At 66.1% G+C, this 23888-nt stretch carries 20 protein-coding genes and 1 pseudogene; 6 read left to right on the top strand and 15 right to left on the bottom strand.

The annotated features are described in order from the left end of the window. Positions 1 to 62: 62 nt before the first annotated feature. The 8 genes from OC373_RS12970 to OC373_RS12935 form a co-directional block, all read right to left on the bottom strand. Positions 63 to 1289, bottom strand: coding sequence for an MFS transporter (locus OC373_RS12970; RefSeq protein ID WP_070426839.1), 1227 nt, complete (start codon positions 1287 to 1289; stop codon positions 63 to 65). A gap of 215 nt (positions 1290 to 1504) precedes the next feature. Next, positions 1505 to 2182: a methyltransferase domain-containing protein gene (locus tag OC373_RS12965; RefSeq protein WP_070426838.1), complete on the bottom strand. Its 678-nt coding sequence runs from the start codon at positions 2180 to 2182 to the stop codon at positions 1505 to 1507. A gap of 121 nt (positions 2183 to 2303) precedes the next feature. Beyond that, positions 2304 to 3140: a DNA-formamidopyrimidine glycosylase family protein gene (locus OC373_RS12960; protein ID WP_261997818.1), complete on the bottom strand. Its 837-nt coding sequence runs from the start codon at positions 3138 to 3140 to the stop codon at positions 2304 to 2306. Beyond that, positions 3133 to 3888, bottom strand: a complete 756-nt coding sequence (locus tag OC373_RS12955; protein WP_261997817.1) for a DUF72 domain-containing protein — start codon at positions 3886 to 3888, stop codon at positions 3133 to 3135. The genes OC373_RS12960 and OC373_RS12955 overlap by 8 nt, the downstream gene beginning before the upstream one ends. A 3-nt stretch (positions 3889 to 3891) precedes the next feature. Further along, positions 3892 to 4326 carry a pyridoxamine 5'-phosphate oxidase family protein gene (locus OC373_RS12950; protein WP_019186208.1) on the bottom strand — a complete coding sequence of 145 codons (435 nt, stop codon included), beginning with the start codon at positions 4324 to 4326 and terminating at the stop codon, positions 3892 to 3894. Between the two features lie 83 nt (positions 4327 to 4409). Next, positions 4410 to 5261, bottom strand: coding sequence for an alpha/beta hydrolase-fold protein (locus tag OC373_RS12945; RefSeq protein ID WP_261997816.1), 852 nt, complete (start codon positions 5259 to 5261; stop codon positions 4410 to 4412). After that, positions 5261 to 6385, bottom strand: a complete 1125-nt coding sequence (locus OC373_RS12940) for a metallophosphoesterase (protein WP_261997815.1) — start codon at positions 6383 to 6385, stop codon at positions 5261 to 5263. The genes OC373_RS12945 and OC373_RS12940 overlap by 1 nt, the downstream gene beginning before the upstream one ends. 88 nt (positions 6386 to 6473) lie before the next feature. Then, positions 6474 to 6935, bottom strand: coding sequence for a DUF1801 domain-containing protein (locus OC373_RS12935; protein WP_261997814.1), 462 nt, complete (start codon positions 6933 to 6935; stop codon positions 6474 to 6476). A 216-nt stretch (positions 6936 to 7151) separates the two neighbouring features. On the opposite strand from OC373_RS12935, the gene OC373_RS12930 reads away from it, so the two are divergent. Beyond that, positions 7152 to 9197, top strand: a complete 2046-nt coding sequence (locus OC373_RS12930; RefSeq protein ID WP_261997813.1) for a TonB-dependent receptor — start codon at positions 7152 to 7154, stop codon at positions 9195 to 9197. Between the two features lie 13 nt (positions 9198 to 9210). On the opposite strand, the gene OC373_RS12925 is transcribed toward OC373_RS12930, so the two are convergent. Together OC373_RS12925 and OC373_RS12920 are read right to left on the bottom strand one after the other, a co-directional pair. Beyond that, the gene (locus OC373_RS12925; protein ID WP_070426832.1) at positions 9211 to 10236 is read right to left on the bottom strand and encodes an AI-2E family transporter; all 1026 of its coding nucleotides are present in this window, start codon (positions 10234 to 10236) and stop codon (positions 9211 to 9213) included. Continuing rightward, the gene (locus tag OC373_RS12920; protein ID WP_261997812.1) at positions 10224 to 11276 is read right to left on the bottom strand and encodes a LacI family DNA-binding transcriptional regulator; all 1053 of its coding nucleotides are present in this window, start codon (positions 11274 to 11276) and stop codon (positions 10224 to 10226) included. The genes OC373_RS12925 and OC373_RS12920 overlap by 13 nt, the downstream gene beginning before the upstream one ends. 95 nt (positions 11277 to 11371) lie before the next feature. Here OC373_RS12920 and OC373_RS12915 point away from each other — a divergent pair, with 95 nt between their 5' ends. The 5 genes from OC373_RS12915 to OC373_RS12895 are packed head-to-tail and all read left to right on the top strand — an operon-like array spanning position 11372 to position 16007. After that, positions 11372 to 12424: a sugar phosphate isomerase/epimerase family protein gene (locus OC373_RS12915; protein WP_261997811.1), complete on the top strand. Its 1053-nt coding sequence runs from the start codon at positions 11372 to 11374 to the stop codon at positions 12422 to 12424. Positions 12425 to 12450: 26 nt separating this feature from the next. Further along, the gene (locus OC373_RS12910) at positions 12451 to 13668 is read left to right on the top strand and encodes a nucleoside permease (RefSeq protein ID WP_261997810.1); all 1218 of its coding nucleotides are present in this window, start codon (positions 12451 to 12453) and stop codon (positions 13666 to 13668) included. Between the two features lie 12 nt (positions 13669 to 13680). Continuing rightward, the gene (locus OC373_RS12905) at positions 13681 to 14805 is read left to right on the top strand and encodes a Gfo/Idh/MocA family oxidoreductase (protein ID WP_261997809.1); all 1125 of its coding nucleotides are present in this window, start codon (positions 13681 to 13683) and stop codon (positions 14803 to 14805) included. A 19-nt stretch (positions 14806 to 14824) separates the two neighbouring features. Further along, a complete protein-coding gene (locus OC373_RS12900) occupies positions 14825 to 15691 on the top strand; it encodes a sugar phosphate isomerase/epimerase (RefSeq protein ID WP_261997808.1) in 867 nt (288 codons plus the stop codon). A gap of 19 nt (positions 15692 to 15710) precedes the next feature. Further along, positions 15711 to 16007, top strand: a complete 297-nt coding sequence (locus OC373_RS12895) for a cytochrome c (protein WP_070426826.1) — start codon at positions 15711 to 15713, stop codon at positions 16005 to 16007. Between the two features lie 30 nt (positions 16008 to 16037). On the opposite strand, the gene OC373_RS12890 is transcribed toward OC373_RS12895, so the two are convergent. The 5 genes and pseudogenes from OC373_RS12890 to OC373_RS12870 form a co-directional block, all read right to left on the bottom strand. Next, positions 16038 to 16796 (bottom strand): DUF1080 domain-containing protein, encoded by a 759-nt coding sequence (locus tag OC373_RS12890; RefSeq protein ID WP_083279942.1) that lies wholly within the window; start codon positions 16794 to 16796, stop codon positions 16038 to 16040. Next, positions 16796 to 17371, bottom strand: a complete 576-nt coding sequence (locus tag OC373_RS12885) for a gluconate 2-dehydrogenase subunit 3 family protein (RefSeq protein ID WP_070426824.1) — start codon at positions 17369 to 17371, stop codon at positions 16796 to 16798. Before OC373_RS12885 ends, OC373_RS12890 begins: the two co-directional genes overlap by 1 nt. Beyond that, a pseudogene (locus OC373_RS12880) lies at positions 17371 to 19057 on the bottom strand (GMC family oxidoreductase). The gene OC373_RS12885 and the pseudogene OC373_RS12880 overlap by 1 nt, the downstream one beginning before the upstream one ends. A gap of 26 nt (positions 19058 to 19083) precedes the next feature. Further along, positions 19084 to 19986 carry a TIM barrel protein gene (locus OC373_RS12875; protein ID WP_172838081.1) on the bottom strand — a complete coding sequence of 301 codons (903 nt, stop codon included), beginning with the start codon at positions 19984 to 19986 and terminating at the stop codon, positions 19084 to 19086. Between the two features lie 656 nt (positions 19987 to 20642). Then, positions 20643 to 23885 carry a DEAD/DEAH box helicase family protein gene (locus OC373_RS12870; RefSeq protein ID WP_234500054.1) on the bottom strand — a complete coding sequence of 1081 codons (3243 nt, stop codon included), beginning with the start codon at positions 23883 to 23885 and terminating at the stop codon, positions 20643 to 20645. Positions 23886 to 23888: the final 3 nt, after the last annotated feature.

The following is a 23888-nucleotide window of genomic DNA, read 5'->3' as shown; positions in this document are numbered from 1 at the left end:
TGCCGGCCGCTGGCCGGCTCCTCGAAGACCCGAGATTGCGTGGAGCCGGCCAGCGGCCGGTGCTACCGGGGCCGCGTCTCGCGCAGCGTCCACATCACCGGCAGCACCAGCACGGCGACCCCGGCGATCATCGCGCCTGGGGCCGATGACCATCCGGTGTGGCGCACCAGCACTTCGGCCAGCAACGGCGTGGCGCCACCAAAGAAGGCCGTCGCCATGGTGACGCCCAACGCCAGCCCGCTGAGCCGCCCCTCGCCGGGAAACTGCTCGGCCGTCGCCGGTGCCGCCACCGCACTCACGCCACCGGCCAGGCACGCCAACACCACCGCGGCCAGCCCGATCGCCAGCGGGCTGCCACCGGCCATCACCGAGAACATCGTCAACGGCAGCAACGCCGACAGGGCGGCCAACGCGATCAACACCGGCCGGCGACCGACCCGGTCCGACAACGCGCCGGCCAGCGGCGTCACCACGATCACCGCCACCGCCGCGATCGTGGAGAGCCACAGCGCTTCGGATTCACTCACCTGCCCCACCGAACCGAGGAATGCGGGCACATAGGTAATGCCGACGTAATAGGTGATCGAACCCAGTGCGGAGATCGCGAAGGTGCGGGCGATCGCGGCCTTGTGGTGCCGCCAGGTGTCGCGGATCGGCGACTCCGGCACGGTGCCTTCGGCCTGCTGCCGCTCGAACTCGGGCGACTCATGCATGGTCGAGCGCGCCAGCAGGATCGCGCCGGCCAGCGCCGCGCCGACAAAGAAGGGAATGCGCCAGCCCCAGCCATCCAGCTGGGCCGTGCTCAGCAGCGCCACCGTCAGCGCCGACAGCGCCACTGCCAACAGGGCCCCCACCTCGCTCGCGGCCGACGCCAGCGAGGTGACCAGGCCGCGCCGCCGCAGGGGCGCGGTTTCCAGCAGGTACGCCACCACGCCGGTGTATTCGCCGCCGACCGAAAAAGCCATCAGGCAGCGCAACAGCAACAACAGCACACCGGCGGTGGCGCCGATGCTCTCGAAGGTGGGCAGCAGCGCGGTAGCAAGCATGGCCAGCGTCATCAGCAGCATCGAGGCCAGCAGCATGTAGCGTCGGCCGAAGCGATCGCCGAGATGGCCGAACACCAGCGCGCCCAGGGGACGCATCAGATACGACACCGCGAACCCGGCCAGCGTGGCCAGCAGCGCGTTCTCGCCGCCGCCGAAGAACACCCGCGACAACACCGTGGCCAGATACAGATAGAGCGTGAAGTCGTACCACTCCACCACGGTGGACAGCCCAGCGATGATCATCGAGCGGGTCTGAGGTCGCGCATCCGGCGCGGCGCTGGCCGTACTCAAGCGTGCGTCCTGCTGACAGGCAGGCCATCGCGGCTGGACAGGGGACGACATCGCATCGGAGCTCTCCCGGCCGCCTGGGCCGCATCTGGACGGCGACAGCCTACGCCAGCGGATCTGCACGCCGTGTCACGGAGGAACGCCGTCGCCGCAACGCGCCCGGCCCGCGCTCAGGCGAGGGCCGCCGGGCGGACGGCGCCGCGCCGATAACTCAGCAGCCGCCCATGGCCTGGCGCATCGCCCTCATCCTCGAACAGGCCCAGTTCCTCGGTCACATCGAAGCCCTGCAGGGCCATGCCGCGCGAAAACGCGCCGACGTTGCCGCGCCCGGGATCGGTGATCAGCAGTTCGGCATCGGGCTTGGCATGCCGCAGCATCATCGCGGCGATCTGGTGGGCGTGGCCGCGTTCGTAAAGGATGTCACTGCCGATGATCAGGTCGAAGCGGCCCAGCGAGCCATCCGGAACTTCCCAGGGCAGGTCGCGGTAGGTCACCGCCGGCAGGTTGTTGAGCCCTGCGTTGTAGGCCAGGAAGGATTCGGCCAACGGATGGTGATCCGTCGCGACGACATCCGCGCCCCGATGTGCCAGCACCAGGCTGGACAGGCCCAGCCCGCAGCCCAGTTCCAGGATGCGCTTACCGGCCACGTCGAAGTGGCTCATGGTATCGGCCAGCGCGCGGCCGGCCGGCCAGATCTGGCCGAACAGGCTCCACAGCGAGGAGTGGATGCCGGCACGCGCGGCGCGGCCGGTAGGATCGGAGAACTGCTGCAGATCGCTGAGCGCACGGATACGGAAGTCGTGACCGCCGACCGGGATGGTGAGGATGCGGGTGGTATAGCCCGGCATGAGCGCTCCGTGGGACACGGGAGTCTTCATCCCGGGGCGGCATGAAGGACTCGGAGGAAGGAGCGAGGGCGATCGGACGTCGATCGCGCAGGACGCGCGTACGTGCGTGTGACAACCCATCCTACGCCATGCGGGTGGCGCTGGCTGAACGCCTTGGGGCCTTTCCAGGGGTGGCCTTTGCGACCTTGCGGACTGCCTTGCCTGCGGCCTTGCGTACGGCCGGCGCCGTACCGTAGCGCAGCTGGCATACAGGGCAGAAGAACGTCCGCCTCCGGGTCGTCCCCGGGTAGGCCTTGCTGAGTGGGCCACCGCAGTGGGGGCAGGTGCGCTTGGTATGCACCAACCAGTGCTGGCGCAGGACGAACTGCCGCTTCCAGTCCAGGAAATCGAAGCTGTACTGCCGCGCCTGTTTGATGACCTCGCCCAGCTTGCGCGATGGCAGCGCGCCGACCGTGGATTCAGGATGCACGCGCGTGCGGAACAGCACCTCGTTCTTGATGATGTTGCCCACGCCGGCAAAGATGTCCTGGTCCAGCAGCGCGTCGCAGATCAAGGTGTCCGGGTGTTCCTTCAGTTTCCTGCGCGCCAGTCTGGGATCCCACGAGGGATCCATCACGTCGCCGCGCCAGTCGTAGGTGTCCTCCAGCGCGCCTTCGATGTACTTCACCGACGAGGCATAGATGTTGAGCTCGCCGTTGTCGAACTGCAGCGATACCCGCGGCGGGGAAGGCTTGCGCTCATCGATGCGGTAGCTGCCGAACATCAGCATGTGCACGCGCAGGCTGAAGCCTCGGAACTCGATCAGGAAATGCTTGCCCCAGCTGCGCAGGGCGACCACGCGACGGCCTTCCATGCGGGTCAGGTCGAGTGAGCTGTTGCCGGTCGCCAGGCGCACGGTCTTGCCACGGAACTTCGCCGCCGCCTCGCGCAGGATGACGATGGAAGGACCTTCAGGCATCGGCGGCCCCCGGGTGGGATGCGCCGCCAAGGATGTCCTGCAGCCGTGCCGCGTTGGCGATGGCGAACCCATGGGCGGTATTGTCGAAGATCACCCAGCGCGTGCTGCCGGCGTGCGCCGCGACATCACGCGCCAGGGACTGGAGCGCCGCCTCGTCGTACTCGCTGTAATACATCCGCGGTGCGCCATGCCAACGCCAGTAGCGCCACGCGGCGTCACCCCCGGGGCGGGCCGCCCCCGCAACCCGCGCAGGGTCGGCCGCGACGCGCGCTACCGAGTGCCGCCCCAGCAACGCCTCGGCCTGTGGCGTGAACCAGCTGGCATGCCGCGGTTCGCAGACCACCGGCGTATCCGTGCGACGACGCAGCAGGCCGAAGAAACCCGCCGCCACCCGTGCATCGAATGCATGGCTGGGCGGCAACTGCAGCAGCAATCCGCCCAGCCTGCGGCCCAGGCCGGCGGTCTCTTCAAGGAACCGATCCAGCGCCGGGCCGCAACCGCGCAGCGCGGCGTCATGCGACACCGCCTTGGGCAGCTTCACCGAAAAGCGAAAGCCAGCCGGCACGCTCGCCGCCCAGCGTTCATAGATACGCTGCTGGTGTGGCCGGTAGAACGAGGAGTTGATCTCCACCGCTGAAAACCGCGTCGCATAGCGCGCCAGCATGCTCTCGCCCTCACCGGTCAACGCGGCGTACCTGCCGGGAATGGACCAGCCTGCGCATCCGATCCTGACGGGGGCGGCCGGCATCGCTTACAGCCGGATCTCACCGTCGTCTTCGCCGGACCAGTAGTGGATACGGGTCGCCTTGACCTGGATCAGCACGATGCCCGGGGTATCCACGCCCTGTTCGAACCAGCGTTCCAGGTCCGGAACCCAATGTGCCTGCAGGGTCGCGCGGTCGCGGCTCAGGGTGGCGTGGCCTTCCACGGCCACGAACAGTGGGGGCTTGCCCAGCAGTGACTTGCTGCCGGTGAAGGACAGCGCGACCTTCGGGTCGCGTTCGATCTCGCCCACCATGTCGGCACTGTCGAAGGCGAAGAAATAACTGTCGCCGTCGTAGTCCACGTCACCGTTGTTGCTCATCGGCCGGCCGGCGATCTCGCCGCTGGCGGTGTGGGTCTGCAGCATGGCGAAATCGATGCCGGCCATCTTCTTGGCCAGTTCGGGCAGGGTCAGCGTGGTCATGGGGTCTCCGGGTGGGCGTGGCGTGTGCGTCCAGCCTCCGCGCTGCGCGGTGACCGAGGCGTGCACGCCCACTGGCGAAAATTTCACACGGCCAGGGCGGTGCTCCGGCTGGGGAACAGGGCCAGCAGCGCGCGGGTGAGCATCGCCGGGTAGACCGTCAGGTGATCCTCATCGGCAACCACGCGTGTCTCGAGCCAGAGGCCTGGATAACCACGGCCGCGCAGACACTCGGCAAACGCTCGTGTATGCGCGACCATGTCGTTGCGCGCAGCAAACGGTGCGTCCGACGCCGGGGTTTCGTGTGCGCCGATAGACAGCAGCACGCGCGCGTTCAGATCGGCATGGGCGTCGGCGTACTCCGCCTCGATCCGGTTGATCACGTGCTGGTCGAACCAGAGCGATGGGCTGGAAAGGATGTAACGCTGGAACATCGCCGGGCGGGTCAGCAGCACGTACGCACCGAACAGCCCACCGTAGGAATGGCCGGCAAACGCACGCTGCGCCGGGTCGGTGCGGTAGCGCGCCTCGACCTGTGGCAGCACATGGGCGGCCAGGAAATCGCGGTAGTGCGCAGCGCCGCCGTAGGTGATGCCATCGGTGTAATCGTCGCCCGGGCTGCGGCTGGGTTGGGTCGGGGTGTAGTCACGCGAGCGGCTCTGCTGCGAGCTCAGCCCCTGCTGCGGCGGCAGCCCGACCAGGATGAAGGGCGACAGGTGCGCACCGCCCTGCCCCACCATGTTGCGCACGCTGCGCGCGAGCGGGAAGCTGTACAGCGCGTCGGTGACATACAGCACCGGGTAGCGCAGGTGCGTGTCCCGCGCATACCCGGCCGGCAGGGACACCCAGATCGGGTAGTCCCGGCCCACCGGGTCGCGGACGGTCCAGGCTTCGGTGTCCGGCAACACCACCCCGGGCATCGCACATCCGGACGCCATCAGCGCGCCCGCAGCGTGATCAGGGTGATCTCCGAGGGCACGCCGATCCGCGCGGCGAAGCCCGGCCACAGCCCGGCACCGTTGCTGACGTATAGCGTCATCGCGTCCACCTGGTAGCGCCCGGAGACATAGCCACCGTTGGCGCGCTTGACCAGCTGGTCCATACCCAGAATATGCCCGCCATGCGTGTGCCCGGACAGCTGCAGGGCCACGCCGTGCGCGGCGTTGGCGCGGGCTTCGACCGGACGGTGGTCAAGCAGGATCACCGGCGCCTGCGGGTCCGCCCCGGCCAGGGCAGCGCCGAGGTCCGGCATGGGCAGGCCATAGCGTGCCGCCACTGGATCGGTCACGCCGGCGATGGTCAACGTCGCCCCGTCGCGCTGCACCCGGGTATGGGTGTTCTCCAGCACCTGCATGCCCTGCCCGCGGAAGGCCTGCATCCATTCGGCGTACTGCGCGTAGTACTCGTGGTTGCCGGTGATCGCGATGACGCCATCCGGCGCGTGCAGCCTGGCCAGGGGCGCGAAGTCGTTGGCACGGGCGCTGACGCTGCCGTCGATCAGATCGCCGGTGATCACCACCAGATCCGGATGGAGCGCATTGCTTTCGGCGACCACCTTCTCCACCCAGGCACCGGTGAGCAGGCGGCTGGCGTGGATATCGGTGAGCTGCAGCACGCGATAACCGTCGAACGCGGCCGGCAGGCCGTCGATGGCGACCTCGATCTGACGCGGCTTGGGCACGGCCATGCCCTGCCAGATGCCGTAGGCAGACAGCAGCAGCGCCAGTGCGCCGGCCGCCGGACGCAGCCATGTCGCACGCAGCGTCGGCAGCACGCGCCGCGCACGCACCAGCCACGCGATCAGCAGCAGCGCGTCCAGCAGCAGCACGAATACCGCGCTCAGCAGCAGCGTGGTGAAGCCGGTGGCGAGCACGGCGATCATCGCCTTGGGAATTTCCGGCGACGCCATGGTCCCGGCAAACTGCGCCACGATCCGGTGGTGCAGCGCCAAGGCCACCACCAACAGGCCAAGCGCGATACGGACCGGGCGCGGCAGCCGCAACGGCCAGATCAGGCGCCACACCAGATACAACGCAAGCAAACAGCCGATCACACTCAGCACAGGCACATCCTGGAATATCGATGGGGGAGTCAGCCCCCCATCGTTCCCGATTCGGCCCGCCGGTTCCAGTGCAGGAGGTCGTGACGATTCAGGCTGAGCGCCGGGGGGCCTTCCGGCGTGGCGCCGGGGCAGCGGTTCTGGCCGCCCGGTTCAGCGCCATCGCCGCGCGGATCAACGCCTTGAACGCGGTGGCGTTGATCGTATCGCCTTCGTGCAGATCAATGGCGCGGCGGGTGTTGCCTTCCAGACTCGCATTGAACAGCCCGTTGGGATCGGGAAGCGACGCGCCCTTGGCGAAGGTCAACTTCACGGCCGCCTTGTAGGTCTCCCCGGTGCACAGGATGCCGTGGTGCTCCCACACTGGAACACCCCGCCACTTCCATGTCTCCACCACGTCCGGATCGACCTGGTGGATCAAGGCGCGGATCCGGGACAGCGCCTCGCCGCGCCAATCCTCCAACGACTGGATGCGGGCATCGATTTGTTGCGACGCGGACGGCTCGCTGGCCGTTGCGGCGCGCGGCGTTGAACGGGCATTGGGCTGGATCATGGGGACACCGATCACCATGGGCGGCCCGGCCGGCGCCCTTCGTGCGCGTTATAGACCCGATCGAAAGGGGCTTCAAGCCACAGGCGCGCGAGCGGCCTACGGGATGGAACGACGCTTGGTTGCAATGTTATATTATTTCTTTTGCAGGTCAGAACAGCAGACGTCCGGTGTCTGCTGGTCCACGCCCTGTCCTACCTGCTCCTGAGGCACGAAGAGATGAGAACCAAGGCAATGGTGTCCGCCGTACTGGCGGCCCTGTGCGCCGGCGAAGCGCGCGCCCAATCCGCCGATGCTGCGATCACCCTCGGCAGCGTGCACGTGCGGGAAGGCGCGAACCGTCCCCTGGCCGCCCACCGGGTGCTGACCTCGGTGGATGTGATGGGCGGCGACCAGGTCCATGAGAAGAACGTGTCCAACAGCTGGGAGCTGCTCGGCCAGATGCCGGGCATGCAGCTCACCGAAACCCGCCAGGGCGCGGAGTCCGGCAAGGCGACCTTCCGTGCATTCAATGGCGAGGGCTACCTCAACGGGATCAAGATCCTGATCGATGGCATTCCCAGCAACGTCAACAGTGGCAACCAGCGCTTCATCGACATGGTGTTCCCGCTGGACATCGACTACATCGAAGTCGTGCGCGGTACCAACGACCCGCGCTATGGCCTGCACAACATCGGGGGCAACATCAACCTCGGCACCCGCCAGGGCGGCAGCTATACCGATGCGCGGCTCACCTATGGCAGCTACAACACCCGCGAAGCGCAGGTGGCGATCGGTCGCGACGCCAACGGTGTCGCCCAGAACTATTTTCTGGCGTCGCAGGCATCCGACGGCTACCGCGATCATGACCGATCGAAGAAATACTCGCTGGGCGGCAAGTGGTTCTACAGCGGCGACGATGACCTGTTCAATCTCGGTCTGATCGCGCGCGTGTACCACCACGAAGCCGACGAGCCCGGCTTCATGACCGCCGCAGAGTTGGCAGCCGATCGTCGCGGATCCGCGCTCAAGAATGCCAACGACGTCGACGACCGCGACATGCGCCATCTCAGCACCCATCTGGATCTGCAGCTCAGCGATGCCGTGCATGTCAGCAACAAGCTGTACTACAACCGTTACGAGGACGACCGGCAGGTGACCTTCACCGCGTACGTGCCCGGCAACGCGCCGCGCCAGCGTCGCCAGTGGGATGAGAAACAGACCGGCCTGCTCAGCACGCTGACCTGGGCGGCCACGCCTGCGCTGACGGTCGAGGGTGGATTCAACGCCGAGCATCAGGACAATACGTACCGCCGGCTGCGCTACAGCCACGCCATCCCGACCGACTTCTCCACCCCGGCGCGGATCCAGAACGACGACCGCTACACCCTGGACAACCTCGGTGCCTATGCGCAGGCCGTGTATCAGCCCACCTCCGCGCTGAAGATCGTGCCGGCCTACCGTGTGGACCGCTTCTCCGGCAGCACCCACCTGCCCGGTGGCATCACCGCGCCGCTGCAACGCTACGGCACCATCGGGCAGCCCAAGCTGAGCGTGGTCTACGCAATCACTCCGGTACTCAACATCTATGCCAACTGGGGCAGGACCTTCCAGGTGCTGACCGGTTCCACCGCACCGGCTTACCTCACCGCCGGCCAGGAGACTTTCCGGCCCTCGATCAACACCGGCAAGGAGCTGGGCATCAAGTTCACCCCGGCCGTCGGCACCGACGCGCGCATCGCGGTGTGGCGCCAGGACGCGACGGATGAAGTAGCGAACATGCCGGCCACCGGCACCTCGGTCGGCCTGGGCCAGACCCGTCGCGAAGGGGTCGACCTGCAGTTCACCTCGCGCCTGGGCGACCACTGGACGCTGTGGGGCTCGCATGCGATCCAGCAGGCCAAGGTGGTGCGCGCGTTCACCACCGATGGCACCGCCCTGGCCGGCAACGAGGTGATCGCCACGCCGCGCTACATCAGCAACATCGGCGTGGACTACCGCGGCAACGAGCGCTGGACCTTCGGCCTGCAGGGCCGGATGCAGGGCGACTACTACATTGAAGAGCGCAACACGCAGGGCAGGTTCGGCGCCTTCGCGGTGCTCGATGCCAGCGCGTCGTATCGGCTTTCCGAGCGGCTGAGCGTGGACGTGCAGGTGAAGAACCTGACCGGCCGCGACTACGCGTATGCGTGGTATGACAACTTCTTCTGGGGCGGCGACGATCAGCCGATGTTCTCACCGGCCCCCGGGCGCTCGGCGTATGTCTCGTTGAACCTGAAGCTCTAGCGCGGCCCGGCCCTCAGATCCAGCGCTGGTCCAGCAGTTCGCGCTTGATGTAGGCATAGAACACCGGCGCGGCGACCAGCCCTGGCAGACCGAACGCCGCTTCCATCACCAGCATCGCCAGCAGCAGTTCCCAGGCGCGTGCCTGGATCTCGCCACCGACGATGCGTGCGTTGAGGAAGTACTCCAGCTTGTGGATGACCACCAGGTACAGCAGCGCGACCACGGCCACGTAGAACGAGACCGACAGCGCGACGATGGTGATGACCGTGTTGGAGATGATGTTGCCCACCACCGGCAGCAGGCCGGCCAGGAAGGTGATCAGCACCAGTGTCTTGGACAGCGGCACATGCACCCCGAACAGCGGCAGCACCCCGAGCAGGAAGATGGCGGTGAACAGGGTGTTGAGCAGGGAGATCTTCACCTGCGCGAACACCACCTGCCGAAAGGCCGTGGCCAGGCGACTGGTGCGGCCGATCAGCTCGCGCGCCAGCGGCCCCAGCTTCGGCAGCGGCAGCTCGTCGTACAGCGCGATCATCGCACCCAGCACCATGCCGATCAGGATCCGCACGCTGATCTGCACAGCCGAGGTGCCGGCGATGCCGAGCTGCTGGCGGTGGGTGGCGGCCCAGTCGTTCATGGCCGTGCGCAAGGCCTGCAGATCTTCCGGGATGTACGGCTGCAACAGGTCCGGCACCTGGTGGCGGGAGGTGTTGAGGATGTCCATCAGGCGCATCAGCAGCGCATCGGGGCCACCGGTTTCATTGCGGAAGAACGAGGCGATGCCGATCGCGGCCAGGGTCAGCGCGCCGATGATCAGCGCCGACAGCACGATCACCGAATAGGCGCGCGCACGTCCGGGCGGCAGCCTGCCCTCGACGGTGGAGGCCAGCAGGTGGGTCAGGTGGAACACCAGCAGGCCTGAGAGCAGGGTCACCACCAGGCCCAGCTTCAAGGTCAGCCACATGCCCAGCAGCATCAGCAGCCAGGCCGCGATGCGGGCGGTGGGTGGCTTGGGCAGCGTGGGAATCACAATGGACATGCGGGGGCATCCAGACGGGTGGCCCATGGTAGTGGATGTGGTGTGGGTGGCGCCGTCGACCCTCGCACCATCAAACTGAAATCCAGCGTCTGCTGAAGCGGCACATCGACACGTTCGATGATCGCAAGCAGCAGGTTGACTGCACGGGCACCGATCTCCCGCATCGGTTGCCGGATGGTCGTCAGCGGAGGCGTGAGGTAACGCGACGATGCCAGATCGTCGAAGCCGACGACGGACAGATCACCCGGTACCCGGATGCCCAGATCCCGGCAGGCCGCCAATACGCCCAGCGCCATCTGGTCGCTGAAACAGAACACCGCCGTCGGCACGGGCGCGCGCGCCAACAGCGACATCCCGGCCGCATGTCCGGATTCGACGGTGAAGTCGCCCGGCACGACGCTCAACTGGCGCAGGCGGCCACGCGCCTTGCCGGCGGCCCGGACCCCCTCCAGCCGTTGCTGATGCAGGGGATTGTCCGGCGGTCCGCCCACCACAGCGATCCGCTCGTGCCCCAGCCCGTACAGGTGCTCCATAACCGCGCGCGCGGCAGCCGCGTTGTCGATGTGGACGCTGGGAATGCCCAGCGCGGGGTCGAATTCGCATCCGTTGACCACCGGCGCGGCGGCGCCCCGCTGCTGGACGATGTCGCGCGCCGTCGGCGGCAGGCGGTGCCCCAGCACGATCAGGCCGTCGGCCTCGTTGCGCCGGAGCATCTGCGCGTAGCGCTCTTCGCGCTCGGGCAGGTTCTGGGTATCGCCCAGCAGGACAGCGTAGCCAACCGCCTGCGCCGCGTCCTCCGCGCCCTGCAGGATCTGCGCAAAGAACGGGTTGGCGATATCCGGCACGGTGACGAGGATCTTGCCGCTGCGCTGGGTCTTGAGTGTCCGGGCCACCGTGTTGGGCACGTAGCCCAGCGCTGCAGCGGCCTGCTCGATGCGCGCGCGTGTAGCCGGCAGCACTTTGTCCGGCCGGGACAGCGCCCGCGACACCGTGCCGGCCGAGACGCCGACGTGCTTTGCAATGTCGTAGATGGTGGCCATGGCGCTACCTCTTCCTTCCGCTGTGCAGTGCACAACAGGACTTTCGAATGCCCCTGCTAGGATAATGCAATCGATTGCATCGAGGGCGAATCCTCTTGAAAACGCTCAAGGGTCCAGCGCTGTTCCTGGCGCAGTTCATCGGCGACACACCTCCCTTCGATCGGCTGGACACCCTGGCCGGATGGGCCGCGGGGCTGGGCTATTCTGGCGTACAAGTGCCGACCAGCGCGCCCGGGCTGTTCGATCTGGCCGAAGCTGCGCGCAGCCAGGCGTACTGCGACGATGTCATCGGCATGCTGGACGGGCATGGCCTGCAGATCACCGAGCTGTCCACCCACCTGCAGGGGCAGCTGGTCGCCGTCCATCCCGCCTATGACAGCCTGTTCGACGGATTCGCGCCGCCGGACAAGCGTGGCGATCCGGCCGCCCGCCAGGCCTGGGCGGTAGAGCAGCTGCTGCTGGCCGCCAAGGCCAGCCAGCGACTGGGGCTGACCGCGCATGCCACGTTCTCCGGCGCACTGGCCTGGCCTTACTTCTATCCCTGGCCGCAGCGCCCACCCGGTCTGGTGGAGGAAGCCTTCGCCGAACTCGGCCGCCGCTGGCGCCCCATCCTGGATGCATTCGACGCCTGCGGCGTGGATCTATGCTTCGAAATCCACCCGGGCGAGGATCTGCATGACGGCGCGACCTTCGAGCGCTTCCTCGACGTGGTGGACCACCATCCCCGCGCGAAAATCCTGTACGACCCCAGCCACCTGCTGCTGCAGCAGATGGACTACCTCGGCTTCATCGACCGTAACCACGATCGCATCGGCATCTTCCACGTCAAGGACGCGGAATATCACCCCAGTGCCAGCAGTGGCGTGTATGGCGGCTACCAGGACTGGATCGATCGCCCGGGCCGGTTCCGCTCGCTCGGCGATGGGCAGATCGACTTCAAGGCGATCTTCTCGAAATTCGCGCAGTACGACTTCCCCGGCTGGGCGGTGCTGGAATGGGAGTGCTGCCTGAAGCACCCCGAAGATGGCGCGCGCGAGGGGGCCGCCTTCATCCGCGACCACATCATCCACGTGACCGGGCGTGCCTTCGACGACTTCGCCGACAGCGGCACCGATCCGGAATCACTGCGCCGCATGCTGGGGATCTGAGCCATCACTGCCTGGGAGGGCAAGCCATGACGCACACCATGTCGCGCTTGGGCGCGATGATGTTTCTGCAGTTCTTCATCTGGGGAGCGTGGTTCGTCACCCTGGGAACCTACCTGGTGCAGGGCCCGCTGCAGGCCAGCGCCAGCCAGGTGGCGACGGCCTTCCTCAGCCAGTCCATCGGTGCCATCGTCGCGCCCTTCCTGGTTGGCCTGATCGCGGACCGCTACTTCGCGGCGCAGCGCATCCTCGCGGTGCTGCACCTGGCCGGCGCGGTGCTGATGTGGCTGGCGTCCACCGCAACCAGCTTCAGCATGTTCTCCGCCTGCGTCATGGGCTACATGCTGCTGTTCATGCCGACGCTGGCATTGGCCAACAGCGTGGCGATGCGGCACATGCAATCGCCTGAGAAACAGTTCCCACTGGTGCGGGTGGCTGGCAGCGTCGGCTGGATCGTGGCGGGTGTACTGATCGGCTGGCTGGGCTGGGAGCAGGCACACCGGCTGGAGCTGACGTTCCAGATGGCAGCGATGGCCTCGTTGGCGCTGGGCCTGTATGCGTTCACCCTGCCGCACACCCCGCCGCTGGCACAGCAGCGCGATGCCGGGCTGGGACAGGTCCTGGGGCTGGATTCGCTGCGGCTGCTGAAGTCGCGCTCCTACCTGGTGTTCTTCCTGGCCTCCATCGCCATCTGCATCCCGCTGGCGTTCTACTACAACTTCACCAACCCGTATCTCAATGACCTGGGCGTGCGCGGCGCGGCGGGCCTGCAGTCGCTGGGACAGGTCTCCGAAGTCCTGCTGATGCTGGCCATGCCGTTCCTGTTCGCGCGGCTGGGGGTGAAGACGATGCTGGCGGTGGGCATGGCGGCGTGGGTAGTGCGCTATGCGATGTTCGCCTTCGGCGATGCAGGCAGCGGCTTCTCGCTGCTGGTGATCGGCATCGTGCTGCACGGCATCTGCTACGACTTCTTCTTCGTCACCGGCCAGATCTACACCGATGCGCATGCCGGCCCGGCCGCGCGCAGCAGCGCGCAGGGATTCATCACCCTGGCCACGTATGGCGTGGGCATGCTGATCGGTACGTTCCTGTCCGGCGCGGTGGTGGAGCACTTCACCACCGCAGCCGGTCCGGACTGGCAGCAGATCTGGCTGTTCCCGGCAGGCGTCGCGCTGGTCGTGCTGATCGCCTTCCTGTTGCTGTTCCGCGACCGGCCGGTGGTCGCGGCCGCACCTTCCACGCCCTGAGGACCGCACCTGATGCCAACGCTTGGAATCGCCATCATCGGCACCGGCATGATCGGCGCGGTGCATCGTCGCGCGGCGCTGATGGCCGGTGCCGAGATCCGCGGCGTGGCCGCCTCGTCTCCGCAGCGCACACGCGACATAGCGCAGGCATGGAATGTCCCGCGTGCCTATCGGGACATCGAGGAGGTGGTCGCCGATCCACAGGTACAGGTCGTGCACGTGTGCACGCCCAACCATCTGCACCGTCCCATGGCACAGGCCGCGCTGGAAGCGGGCAAGCACGTGGTCTGCGAGAAGCCGCTGGCCACGACGCTGGAAGACGCCCGGGCGCTGGCGGCGTTGGCTGCCGCCAACGCGCTGGTCGCCACGGTGCCCTTCGTCTACCGCTACCACCCGGTGGTCCGCGAGGCGCGCGCACGCATCGCCCACGGCGAACTGGGGCCGTTGCACCTCATCCACGGCAGCTACCTGCAGGACTGGCTGCTGGACCCGGCCAGCAACAACTGGCGCGTGGACCCGGCACTGGGCGGCGCCTCGCGCGTGTTCGCCGACATCGGCTCGCACTGGTGCGACCTGGTGGAATGGGTCAGCGGCGAGCGCTTCACCGAGGTCAGCGCGGCATTCGACACGGTGATCGCCGAACGCAGCACCGACACCGGGCAGAGCTTCACCACCGCGGCAGCCGGTGGCGCGATGCAGGCGGTCACCAGCGAGGACGTGGCGGCGGCGATGTTCCGCACCAGCGCCGGTACGCTGGCGTCGTTGACGGTCAGCCAGGTATCGGCCGGACGCCACAACCGCCTCTGGTTCGAGATCGATGGTGCCAGGGCCAGCGTGGCCTTCAATCAGGAAGACGCCGAGCGGCTGTGGATCGGCCAGCCCGACCAGCGCGAGGAAGTCTTCGTGCGTGGGCCAGGCGCCGGTAGTCCCGAACAGCGCCGGCTGTCGGTGTTGCCGGCCGGGCACGCACAGGGCTACGGCCACTGCTTCGAAGCATTTGTCGCCGACACCTACCGCGCCATCGAAGGCGAGCGACCGGATGGCCTGCCCACCTTTGAAGACGGTGTGCGCTCGGCGCTGATCGTCGACCGCGTCATCACCTCGGCCAGGACGCGCGCCTGGACCACCATCGGTTGAATCCCGGGAGGATCCCTTGATGAACACGTCCGTTCGCAGAACCGCCACCCTCGCCGTGCTGCTGCTCGCTGCCCTGCCCGTCTTTGCAAACGAAGCCGCCAGCCCGCACAAGCCCATCGCCGTGCAGATGTACACACTGCGCAACGCCGGCCCGCTCGACCAGCAGTTGAAGATCGTCCATGACGCTGGCGTGGATGCGGTGGAAACGGTGGGCACGCAGGGCGTCAGCGCCAGCGAACTCAAGCAGTTGCTGGACCGGTATTCGATCAGGGCGATTTCCTCGCACGTGCCACTGGCCGAGCTGCGCAAGGACCTGGACGGCATGGTGGCCTTCAACCGGTCGATCGGCAACACCACCCTGGTGGTGCCTTACCTGGACGCGAAGGATCGGCCGACCGATGCCGCAGGCTGGACAGCGCTGGGCAAGGAACTGGGCGCGATCGCCAAGCAGGTACGGGCCAAGGGCATGCGCCTGGCCTACCACAACCATGACTTCGAACTGGTCGACTTCAATGGCCGGACCGGCCTGGAACTCCTGTTCGCAGCGGCCGGGCCGGACCTGCAGACGGAACTGGACCTGGCCTGGGTCGCGCATGCAGGACTGGACCCGGCGGTGATGCTCGGCAAATTCCGCGGCCGCCTCTTTGCGGTACACGCCAAGGACAATGCACCCAACGGCCAGGCCGAAGACGAGGGCGGCTTCGCTGCCGTCGGCCAGGGTGTGCTGGACTGGCGCGCGATCCTGCCAGCCGCCGCAGCGGCCGGCGTGCACTGGTACATCCTCGAGCACGACCAGCCACGCGACCCGGCCCAGGTCATCCAGACCGGCGCGGACTACCTGCGTGAACACCTGCCCGCCAACGCGTCCGCCCGTGCGCAGCACTGACGCCTGAAGGAGGCCCCACATGAAGACGATCCTGGCAATGGCCGTGGCCCTGGGCAGCATGAGCGTTGCGACAGCCGCATGGTGCAAGGATGACCCGGCCGCCGGTGCGAAGCTCTACACCGCCAACTGCACGGCCTGCCACGGTGCCGATCGTGCCGGCATGCCCGGCGCATTCCCGGCGCTCACCGATATCGGCAAGCGCATGGCACCCGCGCAGATCAAGGAAAAGATCAGCAAGGGCGGCGGGCTGATGCCGCCCTTCCCCCAGCTGTCGCAGCAGGAAATAGATGACATCGCCAGCTACCTGGCGAAGTAAGCGGCCGGCGATCACGCTGGCCGTGTGCCGCTACAGCTCGCGCACCCAGATATTGCGGTAGCTGACCTTGGAATCATGTTCCTGCAGGTAGATCGGCGCGCACCCGTGAGGTGCGTACGAAGGCGCACCGATGTACTCGGTCCTGCCCGCCAGCACGGCCTCGTCCTGCACCAGCACGCCGTTGTGCAGGACGGTGATGCGCGCAGGCGACACAAGCCCACCGCCCGGTGAGAAGCGCGGTGCCTTCCAGAGGATGTCGTAGGCCTGCCACTGCCCCGGTGCACGCGAAGCATTCACCAGCGGCATGGCCTGCTTGTAGATGGAGCCTGCCTGGCCGTTGGCATAGGTTGGGTTGTTGTAGCTGTCCAGCACCTGCAGCTCGTAGCGTTCCTGCAGGAAGATGCCACTGTTGCCCCGGCTCTGTCCGTCGAACCCCTTGGTTTCGACGGGTGTACGCCACTCGACATGCAGTTGGACGTCGCAGAAGTACTGCCGGGTGCGGATGCCCTTACTGCCCGGAACCACCGTGAGCGCGCCATCGGCGACGGTCCAGGGCACGCGCCCGCCCTGCTCCGCCTCCCAGGCGGAGGCATCCTTGCCGTCGAAGAGCACGATGGCGTCGGACGGCGCCTTGCCCGGCGGCGTGGCCACGGTTGCAGGCACGGGGGTCCACACCTCGGTCTTCGCCGGGTCGCGCGCGGGATCGGTGTTGGCCTGCGCGAACGCCGGTGCAGCGACGAACACGCCGGCGGCGATCAATAGCGGCGTGATCTTCATGGCGTGATCCATCAGCTGGTCCCCCATGCGGGCGTGCCGGGCACATAGGCAAGATCGCCGTCATAGCGACCCGGCACTGCGACGTACTTCAGTACTTCGGTCGCGCCGACCTTGGAGGTGAAGAAACCGAAGATGGTGAGCTGCTTGAACATCGTGAAGTAGTGCGGCATCGGTTCTCCTGCCTCGGCGGTGCCGGTTTCGGTCACCTCCACTGCGTGTTTCCTGGCCTCTGCATCCAGCGCGCGCAGCAGTTCGGTGCGCGCCTGCGGCGCAAGTGAAACGAAGCGGCCGCCGGCGCGTTTGTCGATATCGGCCAGGCCGGCACGGAACGTCGCCTGCTGCCGGGCGGTGTAGCAGTCGCTGACGAACGTCGCCATGAACGCGCCGGCGCCCGCGTCCTTCGCCCCCGGCGTTTTCGTCCGTGGCAGGATGGTCTCGGCAATCTCGTCCAGCGTGCCAACATCCGCATCGGAGAAGCGCGTCTTCGCCCCTGCGGCAGGCGCCTGTGCCTGACCGAGCGCAGGCAGACCGACCATCGCCGCACCGGTGGCGGCGACGATCATTTTCAGCAGTTCGCGGCGGTCCATCACAGGTTCCCCGCTTTCAGTTCGCGCACGGCATGGTCGGCAGCCCGCGCGGTCAGTGCCATGTAGGTCAGTGATGGATTCACGCACGCGCTGGAGGTCATGCAGGCACCGTCGGTCACATAGACGTTGGGCGCATCCCAGACCTGGTTGTGCTGGTTCAGAACCGATGTCCTGCGGTCACGGCCCATGCGCGCGGTCCCCATCTCATGGATGCCCTTGCCCGGGGCGTAGTCGTTGTCGTGCATCTCCACGTCCTTGACGCCGGCGGCCTCCAGCATCTCGGCGGCGTCGGCCGCCATGTCCTTGCGCATGGCCAGTTCGTTGGCGCGCATGGCGACGTCCATCGCCAGCACCGGCAGTCCCCACTTGTCCTTGCGGTCCCGGTCCAGACGGATCGTGTTGTCGTGGTGCGGCAGCATTTCGCCGAAGCCGGTCATGCCGATGCGCCAGTCACCGGGCACGGTCAGCGCCTCCTTCAGGTCGGCACCGATATTCAGCTCGGCGATCTCGCGCGACCACCCCGTGCGGCTGGCACCGCCCTGGTAGCCGAAGCCGCGCAGGTAGCCGCGCCTGTCAGCGGCCACGTTGCGGAAGCGGGGAATGTAGAAGCCGCAGGGACGACGGCCGAAGTAGTACTTGTCCTCAAAACCCTCGACCCGACCGGAGGCCCCTGCGCCGAAGTGATGGTCCATCACGTTGTGCCCCAGCTCACCGGACGAAGCGCCCAGCCCCCCCCTCCCACACATCGGTGGCCGAGTTCATCAGCAGCCAGGTCGAGTTGAAGGAGGAGGCGTTGAGGAAGATGACCTTGGCCGTGTAGTGGTAGGTCTGGCCGGTCTCCGCATCGATGACCTCCACACCGCGCGCACGCTTGCGGTCCTTGTCGTAGAGCACCTCCTTGACGATGGAGAACGGTCGCAGGGTCAGGTTGCCGGTCTTCATCGCCGCCGGCAGCGTCGCCGCCTGGGTGGAGAAATAGGCACCGAAGGGACAGCCGAGGATGCACTTGTTGCGGTACTGGCAGTTGACGCGGCCCTGCTCGGGCATCGGCTTGGTGATGTTCGCCGTGCGAGAGTGGATCATGTGCCGGGTGCCGCCGAAGGCCTTCCGGATCCGGGCGGCCACGTCCTTTTCGACGATGTTCAACGGGATCGGCGGCAGGAACTCGCCGTCCGGCAGCACGTCCAGCCCTTCGCGCGTACCGGCGATGCCGGCGAATTTCTCCACATGGTCGTACCACGGCGCGATGTCGGCGTAGCGGATCGGCCAGTCGGTGGCGATGCCGTCCTTGAGGTTCGCCTCAAAATCCAGGTCGGAGAAGCGATAGCTCTGTCGGCCCCACATCAGCGAACGCCCGCCGACATGGTAGCCGCGAAACCAGTCGAACCGTTTGGTCTCGATGTACGGCGATTCCTGTTCGTCGGCCCACATGCCCTGCAGGTTCTCGGCCAGCGCGTAGTCGCGCATCAGCACGGGGAAGGCGGCCTTCATCGCCTGTGTAGGCCGGTTGCGATGCGGGAAGTCCCACGGCTCCTTGATCGCGTTGACGTAGTCCTTGACGTGCTCGATGTTGCGTCCGCGTTCCAGCATCAGGACCTTGAGGCCTTTCTCGGTCAATTCCTTCGCCGCCCAACCGCCACTGATTCCCGAGCCAACAACGATGGCGTCGTAATGATTGTCTGCCATGGATCTCTCACCTGGTGGATATCGTTTCAGACGTCGCAGAGGCGGATGGCCTCGCGCAGCGAACCGACGGGATCCGGTGCCGCAGGCATGAATTCCTGCGCCAGATACCCATCGAAACCGGTGTCGCGGATCGCGCGACAGATGGCGGGGTAATTGAGTTCCTGCTGGTCCCCGATCTCGTGCCGGCCCGGCACGCCCGCGGTGTGGTAATGCTTGAAACAGGCGTGATGCCTGCCGATGGTGGCGATGATGTCGCCCTCCATGATCTGCATGTGATAGATGTCGTACAGCAGGCCGAAGTTGTCCGAGCCGAGCCGCTGGCACAGTTCCACGCCCCAGGCAGAGTGGTCGCACAGGTAGTCGCGATGATCGACCCTGGAGTTCAGCAGCTCCATCACCAGCACCACGCCACGCTTCTCGGCATGCCCGAGGATGCGCTTGAGGCCGGCCTCGGCATTGGCCATGCCCTCCTGCGGGTCCATGCCGTTGCGGTTGCCGGAAAAGCAGATGAGATTGCGATAGCCGGCATCGGCGACCAGATCGATGTGCCGCGTGTAGCGCTCCACCAGCTGGTCGTGGAACGCACGGCCGGCAAAGCCCTTGGTGAGGCCCAGCTCCGCGCCGTTGCACATCGAGCTGTAGACGCCATGGGCCTTCAGCGTGGGCCAGTCTTCCGGGCCGACCAGATCGATGGCGGCGAACCCGATGTCCTTCACCGTCGTGCAAAGCTGGGCCACCGATTGCTGCGGGAAGGTCCAGCGGGCGACGGAATGCTTCAGGTTGCCCTTGAGTGGCGCGGTGCCGGCGGATGCAGGCAGCACGGCCGCAGCGCCCAAGGCAAGGCTCGCAGCGGCCGCCATGCGCAGCGCATCGCGCCGCGTGAGACCCCCGGCCGGCCCCGATGCCGCCCTGATCGAATGGATGGACATCCGTCTTCCGGCCTCCCAACCGGTGTCAAACGCTGACGATCCGCTGCAATGCAATCGATTGCACCATAGAGGAGGAGATCGTTTTTTTGCAAGACGCGGTGCACGAAAATGCATGCTGCAGGGCACAACGCGCGTGATGCCTGTCGCCTTGTGCGTGCGAAGGGAGAGCGGCATGCCACGCAATCGCGTTCACGGGGCTGCGGGGGGACAGTGCCGCCGCGCAGCGGGATCCGCTTATCGCCGGCAAGTCGTCGCCTGGCGCAGCTTCTCCCTTGAGTTGTGACCCATCGTGCCATGGCTACGGGCAGAAGACAGGCGTCAAACCGGCAGGAAGCAGAGCTTCCCCGTGCACGAAAGAAAAACCCCAGCAAGCACAGCGGCTTACCGGGGTTTCTGTTTGCATCCGTAAAAATCAGAAATCAAAAGGGCTGTGCACACATAACCAACCGATCCCAATGAACTAGACCAGCGTAAGTATCTGAATTAAAAAGCGCCCACATCAACTCACCTCGCCGCTTTTCTAAACAAGCAGAGCTAGAACTGTCGAGTTAACTGCTCGCCAGGCTATTTCTAACGTGCAATTTCGACACTCTGTCGGGCCCATGGCCACCCCATGTTACCGGCCCCCCGCTTCCCTATGTGCTCGGCTATGCTGACTACGCTCCCAGCTCCGCACGGTCAATGTTCTGCCCAGCCTTGACCAGGTCGTAGATCAATCCGACCAGCGGAGCCAGCGCCTGCTGGTCATGCTTCAACACATGCGCGGCAAGGGTGCTGTGCGAGTCTAGAGCGCGCACCAGAGCGGATTGAACCGATCCCTTGATGTTGCCGGCCATGGCCACGTCGCGTGTGTTGTTCTTGACCTGGGCGACAGTGTTAGCGTCCTCGCGCACGATGTCGGCGACATGGTTGACCAAGGCCACCTTGTCGGTCAGCGCCGTGGCCTCGCCGAAGATCGAGTTGAGCTTGGCGATCACCTGACGCAGGTACACCGGCAGTGGTGGCTGTCCACCACCACCTGGACCCACGGGCTGCAGGATTAGGTCCTGATCATCACCACCAGAGACGGGCTTGTCCTGTGCCTTGATGTCGAAGCCTGTCAGCAGCAAGCCGGACACGTCGACCTGATCTGGCGGCACGCCGTTGAGCCGCTTGGAGAGCAGGCGCGCGAAGCTGGCGAACGCTTCCAGGCTGGGATCGCCGAAGTCGATCGTCTGGGCGATGTAAGTGTACAGGGTGCCGAAGTGGGACAGGCCTGACTTGAAGTCCAGCAGCCTCTGGAGATCTTCTGCGGCCGTAGCGCGCTTGGCGTCGGCCGCCTTCATGCCGGCCTCATTGCCCTGAGCCTTGGCATGCTCAAAGTCGTTTTCGGCGGCCAAGATGGCCTTGCGGGCTGCAGCAAGCGCATCGTTGAAGCGCTGGGTGGGCACGCTGGTCGCCGCATAGAGCTGCTTGTGCGTCGCATCGTCGCCTGCGGTGTATGCGGCGGCTGACTTGAAGCGGACGGCCGTGTAGCCCTCGACATCGGCCTGGGTGTAGACGTCGGCCTTGTCCAGGTCGCCCTGGAGCACATAGACCACGTTAGGGTCCTGCGCCTTCTCGATCTTGGCGCCGGCGTCATACAGCGCGAACGCATCCAGGATGGACTGTGGATCGTTGACGAAGTCCACGACGAACGTGGTGTCCTTGCCGGCAGTGGTGCGGTTGAGTCGGGAGAGTGTCTGGACGATCTCCACAGGGTTGGCGATCTTCTTGTCCAGGTACATCGCGCAAAGCTTGGGCTGGTCGAAGCCGGTCTGGAACTTGTTGGCCACGATCATGACCCGGAACTCGGGACGGTCGAACACCTTACGCAGATCCGAGCCGTACTGGCGCGGGTTCATACTGGCTTCGGTGAACTGCTCGTCCTCCTCAGCGGCGAACGGATCGTCCTTCAACTGCTCGTCAGAGGCGTGCATGACCTCCTTGCCCGTGAGCGCGCCGGAGAACGCCACCAGGGCCTGGAATGCCTTGTGCTTGGGGTTAGCCTCGGTGTACGCGTCGAATGCCTTCTTGTAGCGGACGGCGGCGGCGCGCGAGGAGGTCACGATCATGGCCTTGGCCGTGCTACCCAGGAGTGAGGCCACGTTGGCCGCGAAGTGCTCGACGATGAACTCGACCTTCTGGGTGACGTTGGTGGCGTGCAGCGACATCCACTTGGCCAATGCCCGCTTGGCGGCCCTGCCTTCCACGCGCTTGCCGTCCTTCGCGGGCTCAGCCAGGTTGAACGCGGTCTTGTAGGGGAGGTAGCCCTCCAGCACGTCGAGGATGAACCCCTCGTCGATGGCCTGGCGCATGGGGTACTTGTCGAACGAGAACGGCAAGTTGTCCTTGCTGGCCGGCCTGGTCGGGTCTGGGCGCGTCCCAAACAGCATGAGCGTGGCGTGCTTGGGCGTGGCGGTGAACGCGAAGTAGGAGACGTTCTTGGGGCGGGCGCGCGAGGACTGGATCTTCTCCAGCAGCTCCTCGATGGTGAGACCTTCCATCGCCTTGGCATCGCGCAGGGCAAGCGTGGCTTGCAGCTTGGAGGCCGCCGTGCCGGTCTGGCTGGTGTGGGCCTCGTCGATGATAACGGCGAAGTTTCGGTCGGCCAGCTTTCCGTTGGTCAGGATCTGCTCCATCGCGTAGGGAAAAGTCTGGATGGTCACCACGATGATGGGGGTACCACGCTCCAGGGCTTCGGCCAGTTCCTTGGACTTGCTGACGCCGGTGTCCTTCTCGCCGATGGCCGCAATCAGATCCTTCTGGTGGTCGATCTGCTGGACGGCGTCCTGGAGCTGCTTGTCCAACACCGTGCGATCGGTGACCACGATGACCGAATGGAACAGGTTGACGCCTGCGTCGGTACGCAGGCGGATTAGGTCATGTGCCGTCCAGGCGATGGTGCTGGTCTTGCCGGAACCGGCCGAGTGTTCGCATAGGTAGGACTGGCCAGGGCCCTTGCCCTTGGCGTCCTCGATCATGCGGGTGACGGCGTTCCACTGATGGAAGCGCGGGAAGATCTGCGTTTCCTTCTTTTTGTGGTTGCCATCCAGGTCGACGACCTCTTTCTTCTCCGTGTACACGAAGCTGTGGAAGATCCGCAGCCAGTTATCGCGTTGGCAGACCTGTTCCCAGAAGTAGGCGACTGGATACTCGCCATCCTCCCGGGTCGGGTTCCCCTTGCGGCCATCACGTCCCTGGTTGAAGGGCAGGAAGTAGCTGTTCTTCCCATCCAGCTTGGTGCACATCTGGATGTCGCTGTCGGACATTGCGAAGTGAACGACGGCACCGCGCTGGAACGTCAGGAGAGGCTCCTTCCTGCGGGTGACCGGATCCATCGGCACGCGGTCGTCCTTGTACTGAGTTACGGCCTCGTCGGCGGACTGGGTGAAGTCGGTCTTGACCTCCACGGTAGCCACAGCCAGACCGTTGATGAAGAACACCAGGTCGATGGCCAAGGTGCTGCCTTGGCGGTACAAGAGCTGCGGCACGACGCGCAGGATATTGGCGTTGTAGCGCTCCCACGCCGTCGGGTCGCGCGCATCCTCGGGCAAGCCTTCGCTGAGGCTGATTTCGCCTGCACCTGCGATCTTCACCCCGCGGCGCAGGCCATGCACGGTGCCGTCCTTTTCCAGCACCTGAGCCAGCCGTTCCATGAGTGTGGCGGTGGCCTTCTCGCCGTTACTCGCCACCAGCTTTGCCCACTTCGCGGGCTGTGTTCCCTGGATCCACGCCACCAGATCCTCTGGGTAGAGGGCGTGGTTCTGGTCGTAGCCAGACGTATGGCCTACCTTCCAGCCGGACGCGGCGAGTTGCTTGACGATGTACTCCTCGAAATACTTTTCGCGGTGGGCGGTGTCGTTGAAGGCAGGATGCATGGC

Source organism: Stenotrophomonas sp. Ste96, assembly GCF_024519495.1.
Lineage (GTDB): Bacteria > Pseudomonadota > Gammaproteobacteria > Xanthomonadales > Xanthomonadaceae > Stenotrophomonas > Stenotrophomonas bentonitica_A.
Note: the sequence above shows the minus strand (reverse complement) of the source record. Positions and strands in the feature narration are given on the sequence as shown.

Coding starts and splice junctions, on each gene's coding strand:
- OC373_RS12970 (WP_070426839.1), bottom strand. CDS start 1,289: ATGATCATCGCTGGGCTGTCCACCGTGGTGGAGTGGTACGACTTCACG.
- OC373_RS12965 (WP_070426838.1), bottom strand. CDS start 2,182: ATGCCGGGCTATACCACCCGCATCCTCACCATCCCGGTCGGCGGTCAC.
- OC373_RS12960 (WP_261997818.1), bottom strand. CDS start 3,140: ATGCCTGAAGGTCCTTCCATCGTCATCCTGCGCGAGGCGGCGGCGAAG.
- OC373_RS12955 (WP_261997817.1), bottom strand. CDS start 3,888: ATGCCGGCCGCCCCCGTCAGGATCGGATGCGCAGGCTGGTCCATTCCC.
- OC373_RS12950 (WP_019186208.1), bottom strand. CDS start 4,326: ATGACCACGCTGACCCTGCCCGAACTGGCCAAGAAGATGGCCGGCATC.
- OC373_RS12945 (WP_261997816.1), bottom strand. CDS start 5,261: ATGGCGTCCGGATGTGCGATGCCCGGGGTGGTGTTGCCGGACACCGAA.
- OC373_RS12935 (WP_261997814.1), bottom strand. CDS start 6,935: ATGATCCAGCCCAATGCCCGTTCAACGCCGCGCGCCGCAACGGCCAGC.
- OC373_RS12930 (WP_261997813.1), top strand. CDS start 7,152: ATGAGAACCAAGGCAATGGTGTCCGCCGTACTGGCGGCCCTGTGCGCC.
- OC373_RS12925 (WP_070426832.1), bottom strand. CDS start 10,236: ATGTCCATTGTGATTCCCACGCTGCCCAAGCCACCCACCGCCCGCATC.
- OC373_RS12920 (WP_261997812.1), bottom strand. CDS start 11,276: ATGGCCACCATCTACGACATTGCAAAGCACGTCGGCGTCTCGGCCGGC.
- OC373_RS12910 (WP_261997810.1), top strand. CDS start 12,451: ATGACGCACACCATGTCGCGCTTGGGCGCGATGATGTTTCTGCAGTTC.
- OC373_RS12905 (WP_261997809.1), top strand. CDS start 13,681: ATGCCAACGCTTGGAATCGCCATCATCGGCACCGGCATGATCGGCGCG.
- OC373_RS12900 (WP_261997808.1), top strand. CDS start 14,825: ATGAACACGTCCGTTCGCAGAACCGCCACCCTCGCCGTGCTGCTGCTC.
- OC373_RS12895 (WP_070426826.1), top strand. CDS start 15,711: ATGAAGACGATCCTGGCAATGGCCGTGGCCCTGGGCAGCATGAGCGTT.
- OC373_RS12890 (WP_083279942.1), bottom strand. CDS start 16,796: ATGGATCACGCCATGAAGATCACGCCGCTATTGATCGCCGCCGGCGTG.
- OC373_RS12885 (WP_070426824.1), bottom strand. CDS start 17,371: ATGGACCGCCGCGAACTGCTGAAAATGATCGTCGCCGCCACCGGTGCG.
- OC373_RS12875 (WP_172838081.1), bottom strand. CDS start 19,986: ATGTCCATCCATTCGATCAGGGCGGCATCGGGGCCGGCCGGGGGTCTC.
- OC373_RS12870 (WP_234500054.1), bottom strand. CDS start 23,885: ATGCATCCTGCCTTCAACGACACCGCCCACCGCGAAAAGTATTTCGAG.